Here is a 6,597-nt window from a genome sequence, read left to right as displayed (position 1 = left end):
CAAAGGAACCTCATCCACCGGAGTGGACGGGGTATCAACTTCTGGCGTTGATTTTTGGCACGCTGTTGAGTTCTCAAGGAACGGACGCTTCCTTCGTACTCACCCTCTCGGGCTTTCCTCCGGGCTTCGTTCTTGCGTTTCCCACTCTATCAGAGTGTTTCGCGCTTCGCTTTCCGAGGTTCTTCGCTTTCGCGTTTTCCCTTTCCGGCGATTCCAACCTTACCAGATTCTTTATCCGTGCCGTTTCCGGTCCGGATTTGAATTGGATGGCCGTTGGAGGGCCTTTCCCTTTCGGGCGGATCAGACCTTATCAGGTATTCCTGGGTCCCGATTACCACCCGCTCGCACGAGGAGTCCGGGCACAGGAGTGTGCCCGGGCTTGTCACGAGGTGGAGCCGTAAACGTACTGGAGCGGGGCCCCCGATGCAAATCCGGTTGCCCCGCTCCGGTGACACGGCTACGCCGGGTCTCAGACCTCCACGACGACCGGGAGGATCATCGGCCGGCGGCGGTAGCCGTCGGAGACCCACTTGCCCATCGTCCGGCGGATGAGCTGCTGGATCTGGTGCGGTTCCGCCACACCGTCGGCGGCCGCCCGGGCGATGGCCTCCTCGATCTTCGGCAGGACCCCCGTGAACGCGGAGTCCTCGATGCCGGAGCCGCGGGCCTGGATGTTCGGGCCGCTCACGACCTTGCCCGTGGTGCTGTCCACCACGACGAAGACCGAGATGATGCCCTCCTCACCGAGGATCCGGCGGTCCTTGAGGGAGGTCTCGGTGACGTCGCCGACCGAGAGGCCGTCCACGTACACGTAGCCGGCCTGGACCTTGCCGGAGATCCGCGCCTTGCCGTCGATCAGGTCGACGACGACGCCGTCCTCGGCGATGACGATGCGGTCCTTCGGGACACCCGTCATCGCGCCGAGCTCCGCGTTCGCCCGCAGGTGGCGCCACTCGCCGTGGACCGGCATGAGGTTCCGCGGCTTGCAGATGTTGTAGAAGTACAGCAGCTCGCCCGCGGACGCGTGGCCGGAGACGTGCACCTTGGCGTTGCCCTTGTGCACGACGTTGGCGCCCCAGCGGGTCAGGCCGTTGATCACGCGGTAGACCGCGTTCTCGTTGCCCGGGATCAGCGACGAGGCCAGGATCACGGTATCGCCGGGGACGATCCGGATCTGGTGGTCCCGGTTGGCCATGCGGGACAGGGCCGCCATGGGCTCGCCCTGGGAGCCCGTGCAGACCAGCACGACCTCGTCGTCCGGCAGGTCGTCGAGGGTCTTCACGTCCACGACGAGACCCGGCGGGACCCGCAGGTACCCCAGGTCACGGGCGATGCCCATGTTCCGGACCATCGAGCGGCCCACGAAGGCCACCCGGCGCCCGTACTCGTGCGCCGCGTCCAGGATCTGCTGGATGCGGTGGACGTGGCTGGCGAAGCTGGCCACGATGATCCGCCGCTGCGCGCCGGCGAAGACGCCGCGGATCACGTTCGAGATGTCGCGCTCCGGCGGGACGAAGCCCGGGACCTCGGCGTTCGTCGAGTCCGACAGGAGGAGGTCGATGCCCTCCTCGCTCAGCCGGGCGAACGCGTGCAGGTCCGTGAGCCGGTTGTCCATCGGGAGCTGGTCCATCTTGAAGTCGCCGGTGGCGACGACCAGGCCCGCGGGCGTGCGGATGGCGACCGCCAGCGCGTCCGGGATGGAGTGGTTGACCGCGATGAACTCGCAGTCGAAGACGCCCAGGTTCTCCCGGTCGCCCTCCTTCACCTCAAGGGTGTAGGGGCGGATGCGGTGCTCCTGGAGCTTCGCCTCGATGAGGGCCAGCGTCAGCTTCGAGCCGATCAGCGGGATGTCCGGCTTCTCCCGGAGGAGGTAGGGGACGGCGCCGATGTGGTCCTCGTGACCGTGCGTGAGGACGATGCCCTCGACATCGTCGAGCCGGTCCCGGATCGACGTGAAGTCCGGCAGGATCAGGTCGATGCCCGGCTGCTCCTCCTCGGGGAAGAGCACACCGCAGTCGACGATCAGCAGCCGGCCGTCGAACTCGAAGACGGTCATGTTGCGGCCGATCTCGCCCAGGCCGCCCAGCGGGGTGACCCGCAGGCCGCCCTTGGGAAGCTTCGGAGGGGGGCCGAGCTCAGGGTGCGGATGGCTCAAAAGTCTCTCCTCACCATGCGCGCCACGTGCCTCGTCCGGCACGTGGCGCGCATGTCAGTCGTGCATTCGTGCACTTGCATGTGTCTGGTTCGGGTCTTGCCTATTCAGTTGTGAAGTCCGTTGTCAGAGCTGTACCCCGCCGGCAGCAAGATCGATCTTGAGCTGGGCGGTCTCCTCGGCGGTCAGCTCGACCAGCGGGAGCCGCAGCGGGCCCGCGGGCAGGCCCTGGAGGTTCAGGGCGCCCTTCGTGGTGATCACGCCCTGGGTGCGGAACATACCGGTGAAGACCGGGAGCAGCTTCTGGTGGATCTCGGTGGCCTTCTGGACGTCGCCGTCGAGGTAGGCGTCCAGCATGGCGCGCAGCTCGGGGGCGACCACGTGGCCGACGACGGAGACGAAGCCGACGGCGCCGACGGACAGCAGCGGCAGGTTCAGCATGTCGTCGCCGGAGTACCAGGCGAGGCCGCTCTGGGCGATGGCCCAGCTGGCGCGGCCGAGGTCGCCCTTGGCGTCCTTGTTGGCCACGATGCGCGGGTGCTCGGCCAGGCGGACCAGGGTCTCGGTGTTGATCGGGACGCCGCTGCGGCCGGGGATGTCGTACAGCATCACCGGAAGCTCGGTGGCGTCGGCGACGGCCGTGAAGTGCCGGTAGAGGCCCTCCTGCGGCGGCTTGTTGTAGTACGGGGTCACGGCCAGCAGGCCGTGCGCGCCGGCACGCTCCGCCTGGCGGGCGAGCTCCAGGGTGTGGCGGGTGTCGTTGGTGCCGATGCCGGCGACGACGTGGGCGCGGTCGCCGACGGCCTCCAGGACGGCTCGTACGAGCTCGCTTTTCTCCGCGTCGGTGGTGGTCGGGGACTCGCCGGTGGTCCCGTTGACGATCAGGCCGTCGTTGCCTGCGTCCACCAGGTGGGCGGCGAGCCGCTGCGCGCCGTCGAGGTCGAGTGCGCCATCCGCCGTGAACGGCGTGATCATGGCGGTGAGGACCCGCCCGAAGGGGGTCTGCGGAGTCGAGATCGGAGCCATGGGTAACACGCTACTCGCTGCCACGCCCACGGTGACCCCTCGGGGGACGTCTCGCAGGTGTGCCATTCCTGCGGCGGCCGGGAGGTGCTTGGAGCCCGGCACTGCCTGCTCGGGGGTTCAAGCAGTGCCGGGTCCGTTTGATCAGCCTAGATGAACTTCACGAAACGTCGCAATACGGACACTTCGGACTTGATTTAGCACATCCGTGCGGATCGGGCGAATGGGTGTTTGGCGGGCCTTGCGTCGCCCGCCCCCTCACGGGGCGATGCGGCCGTTCGCGTTGAAGGCGGCGTACGTGAGCGGCATCAGCCTGGCCCAGTGCTGCTCCATCTTCTCGCCCACCATCTCGATCTCCCGCTGCGGGAAGGACGGCACCTGCGCCAGCTCGTGCTGGGTGCGCAGCCCCAGGAAGTGCATCAGCGAGCGCGCGTTGCAGGTGGCGTACATCGAGGAGAACAGGCCGACGGGCAGGACCGAGCGGGCCACCTCGCGGGCCACGCCCGCGGCCAGCATCTCCTGGTAGGACTCGTACGCCCGGCGGTACGAGTCCTCCATGATCCGGCCGGTGAGCTCCAGCTGGGCCTCGGTGCCCTCGACGAAGACGTACTTGCCCGGACGGCCCTCCTGGACCAGCTTGCGCTCCGCGTCCGGGACGTAGAACACCGGCTGGAGCTCCCGGTAGCGGCCCGACTCCTCGTTGTACGACCAGCCGACCCGGTGCCGCATGAACTCACGGAACACGAAGATCGGGGCGCTGATGAAGAAGGTCATCGAGTTGTGCTCGAAGGGGCTGCCGTGGCGGTCACGCATCAGGTAGTTGATGAGGCCCTTGGAGCGCTCCGGGTCCTTCTGCAGCTCGTCGAGCGACATCTCACCGGCCGTCGAGACCCGGGCGGCCCACAGCACGTCCGAGTCGGCGGCGGTGTGCTTGACCAGTTCCACCGTCACATCACTGCGGAAAATGGGTTTCAGGGCGGGGGCGGCGGACTCGCTCACCGGGGATCCTTCCGGACGACCTACAGGGGGGCGCGCCCACTCTACGGCGCCCGTGACGGCGCTCCTTGCAGGTGCCCCCGCGGCAGCCGGTCGTCACCGGGGCTGACGGACCGCGTGAAAATCTTTCCCCGTTGTCCCGAATTCCGGCACCAATCGGGCGGTTCGTACGTCCATACGGGTAGCACCCCCGTGTTCGCCCGCCGCCCCGCACCGGGGCCCCGACCGTGAGGAGCGCCGTCCCATGTCCCCGCCCCGGCTCCCGCTGGGCACCTCCCGGCGCGAGCCCGTCCCCTTCGCCTTCGTCGCCGAGGCCGACCGCTTCCGCAGCAACGTCGCCCCGCCGCCGCGCGAGCGCCTGGGCAAGGCACAGTTGACCGCCCGTACTCTGGTCGGTCTGACCGTGGTGGCGGGGCTCGTCGGCTCCCTGCTCTTCGGCGTGCCCGCACTGCAGCCCCACTCGGCGCCCGCCACGTCGCAGCAGTCGCAGGCCTCCGACGGGCGGTAGCCTCACGGACAAGCCCAACCGAACGTGCATGTGAGTGAGGTCCAGCCGTGCCCCTGCCCTTCCTGACGGCCGACGGCGCGTTCGACGCGCAAGAGGAAGACGTCCCCCTCGCCCACGACGACCGCGACCGCTGGCGCCGCCCCTACCGGCCCGGGCCCTGGCGGGTGGCCGGCTCCGCACTGCTGCTCCTGCTCGCCGCGTTCATGCTGCTCGCCACGATGATCATCGCCTTCGCGGGCACCTGGCCCGGCGCGGCCGTGTGCCTCGCGGCCGCGCTCAGCGTCATCGGGACGGCGGTGCGGATGCTGATGACGGGTGTGTGGGTGAGCCGCTCGGGGCTGCGACGGGTCGGGTTCTTCGGCGCCCGCTCGGTCGCCTGGAACGACATCACGGAGATCCGCACGGTGCAGCAGCCCGTGCGCTGGCTGGGGCTGCCGAGGACGGTGCAGGGCCAGGCCCTGACGGCCGCCTGCCGGGACGGTGTGGAGCTGCCGGCGCTGTTGACCGACCACAACCCCGACTTCCTGTCCCGGTCCGAGGCCTTCGACCGGGCTGCCGACACGGTCGAGGCCTGGGCCGAGGAGTACCGGACGGTGCACGCCGCCGCCTGAGGCGCGCGGCGCGCACGGGAAGCCCGTACGGGGATCAGACCTGTACGGGCTTCCTGTCGTGCAGGGCGATGGCCCGCTGCATGGCCTTGCGCGCCCGCGGGGTGTCGCGGGCATCGTGGTAGGCGACCGCCAGGCGGAACCAGCTGCGCCAGTCCCCCGGCGCGTCCTCGGTCTCGGCCTTGCGTCGCGCGAAGACCTCGTCGGCGGAGTCCCGCAGGATCCGGCCGTACTGGTCCCGCTCCAGCTCGTCGACGGGCAGCCCGCCCTCGGCCTCCAGCTCGGCGGCGAGCTGGTTGGCCCGGGTGACGAACCGGGTGTTCTTCCACAGGAACCAGATGCCGATGACCGGCAGGATCAGCACGGCCGCCCCGAAGGCGACCGTCAGCCAGGTGCCCTGCCTGATCAGCAGCAGGCCCCGACTGCCGACCAGGACGAAGTAGACGACCAGGACGGCGGCCGTGAGGAAGTAGGTGATCTTCGCGCGCATGGATGTTACTGCCTGATCGTCAGCCGAGGTCGAGGAAGTTTTCCAGGCCGAACGTGAGGCCCGGGGTCTGCACCACGCGCCGCACGCCGAGCAGGATGCCCGGCATGAAGCTGCTGTGGTGCAGGGAGTCGTGACGGATGGTCAGGGTCTCGCCCTCGCCTCCGAGCAGCACCTCCTGGTGGGCCAGCAGGCCGCGCAGGCGGATCGCGTGCACCGGGACGCCGTCGACGTCCGCACCGCGGGCGCCGTCCAGGGCGGTGGCGGTGGCGTCGGGCTGCGGGGCGCAGCCTGCCTCGGCGCGGGCGGCCGCGATGAGCTGGGCGGTGCGGGTGGCCGTGCCGGAGGGGGCGTCCACCTTGTTCGGGTGGTGCAGCTCCACGACCTCGACGGACTCGAAGTAGCGGGCGGCCTGGGCGGCGAACTTCATGGTGAGGACGGCGCCGATGGAGAAGTTCGGGGCGATGAGCACACCGGTCTCGGGGGACTGGTCGAGCCAGCCCCGCAGCCGGCCGAGGCGGTCCTCGGTCCAGCCGGTGGTGCCGACGACGGCGTGGATGCCGTGGCGGATGCAGAAGTCGAGGTTGCCCATGACGGACGCGGGGGTGGTCAGCTCGACGGCGACCTGGGCGCCGGTCTCGGCCAGCGTCTCCAGCTTGTCCCCGCGGGTGAGCGCGGCGACCAGCTCCATGTCCTCGGCGGCCTCGACGGCCCGGACGGCTTCGGATCCGATGCGCCCCTGGGCACCGAGTACCGCGACCCGCAGCTTGCTGCTCATGCGTACTTCCTTCGCTTCCACTGGTCGTGGCGGCCAGGCCGCCGG

Annotated in this window: 7 protein-coding genes; 2 read left to right on the top strand and 5 right to left on the bottom strand. The window is 69.5% G+C overall.

The features are described 5' to 3' along the window. Window positions 1-469: 469 nt before the first annotated feature. From HYE82_RS06900 to thyX, 3 genes are all read right to left on the bottom strand, one after another. Entirely contained in the window at window positions 470-2,155 is a 1,686-nt protein-coding gene (locus HYE82_RS06900) for a ribonuclease J (RefSeq protein WP_179173042.1), read from the bottom strand. Between the two features lie 123 nt (window positions 2,156-2,278). Next, window positions 2,279-3,178 carry a 4-hydroxy-tetrahydrodipicolinate synthase gene (gene dapA / locus HYE82_RS06895; RefSeq protein WP_179173041.1) on the bottom strand — a complete coding sequence of 300 codons (900 nt, stop codon included), beginning with the start codon at window positions 3,176-3,178 and terminating at the stop codon, window positions 2,279-2,281. Window positions 3,179-3,433: 255 nt separating this feature from the next. Beyond that, the gene (thyX, locus tag HYE82_RS06890; protein WP_179173040.1) at window positions 3,434-4,174 is read right to left on the bottom strand and encodes an FAD-dependent thymidylate synthase; all 741 of its coding nucleotides are present in this window, start codon (window positions 4,172-4,174) and stop codon (window positions 3,434-3,436) included. Window positions 4,175-4,415: 241 nt separating this feature from the next. On the opposite strand from thyX, the gene HYE82_RS06885 reads away from it, so the two are divergent. Further along, entirely contained in the window at window positions 4,416-4,679 is a 264-nt protein-coding gene (locus HYE82_RS06885; RefSeq protein WP_179173039.1) for a hypothetical protein, read from the top strand. Window positions 4,680-4,726: 47 nt separating this feature from the next. After that, on the top strand, window positions 4,727-5,290 hold the full coding sequence (locus tag HYE82_RS06880) for a PH domain-containing protein (RefSeq protein ID WP_179173038.1): 564 nt from the start codon (window positions 4,727-4,729) through the stop codon (window positions 5,288-5,290). A gap of 34 nt (window positions 5,291-5,324) precedes the next feature. Here HYE82_RS06880 and HYE82_RS06875 read toward each other — a convergent pair whose 3' ends face one another. Both HYE82_RS06875 and dapB read right to left on the bottom strand, forming a co-directional pair. Then, window positions 5,325-5,777 carry a hypothetical protein gene (locus HYE82_RS06875; protein WP_179173037.1) on the bottom strand — a complete coding sequence of 151 codons (453 nt, stop codon included), beginning with the start codon at window positions 5,775-5,777 and terminating at the stop codon, window positions 5,325-5,327. 19 nt (window positions 5,778-5,796) lie between these two features. Further along, complete coding sequence (dapB, locus tag HYE82_RS06870; RefSeq protein ID WP_179173036.1) at window positions 5,797-6,552, bottom strand: 4-hydroxy-tetrahydrodipicolinate reductase; 756 nt, start codon at window positions 6,550-6,552, stop codon at window positions 5,797-5,799. Window positions 6,553-6,597: the final 45 nt, after the last annotated feature.

It is taken from the genome of Streptomyces sp. BR123, from assembly GCF_013401435.1.
In the GTDB taxonomy this organism is placed as follows: domain Bacteria; phylum Actinomycetota; class Actinomycetes; order Streptomycetales; family Streptomycetaceae; genus Streptomyces.
Note: the sequence above shows the minus strand (reverse complement) of the source record. Positions and strands in the feature narration are given on the sequence as shown.

Bases quoted from the DNA above. Each gene is read 5' to 3' on its own strand.
- dapB (WP_179173036.1), bottom strand. From the start codon at position 6,552: ATGAGCAGCAAGCTGCGGGTCGCGGTACTCGGTGCCCAGGGGCGCATC.
- HYE82_RS06885 (WP_179173039.1), top strand. From the start codon at position 4,416: ATGTCCCCGCCCCGGCTCCCGCTGGGCACCTCCCGGCGCGAGCCCGTC.
- HYE82_RS06875 (WP_179173037.1), bottom strand. From the start codon at position 5,777: ATGCGCGCGAAGATCACCTACTTCCTCACGGCCGCCGTCCTGGTCGTC.
- dapA (WP_179173041.1), bottom strand. From the start codon at position 3,178: ATGGCTCCGATCTCGACTCCGCAGACCCCCTTCGGGCGGGTCCTCACC.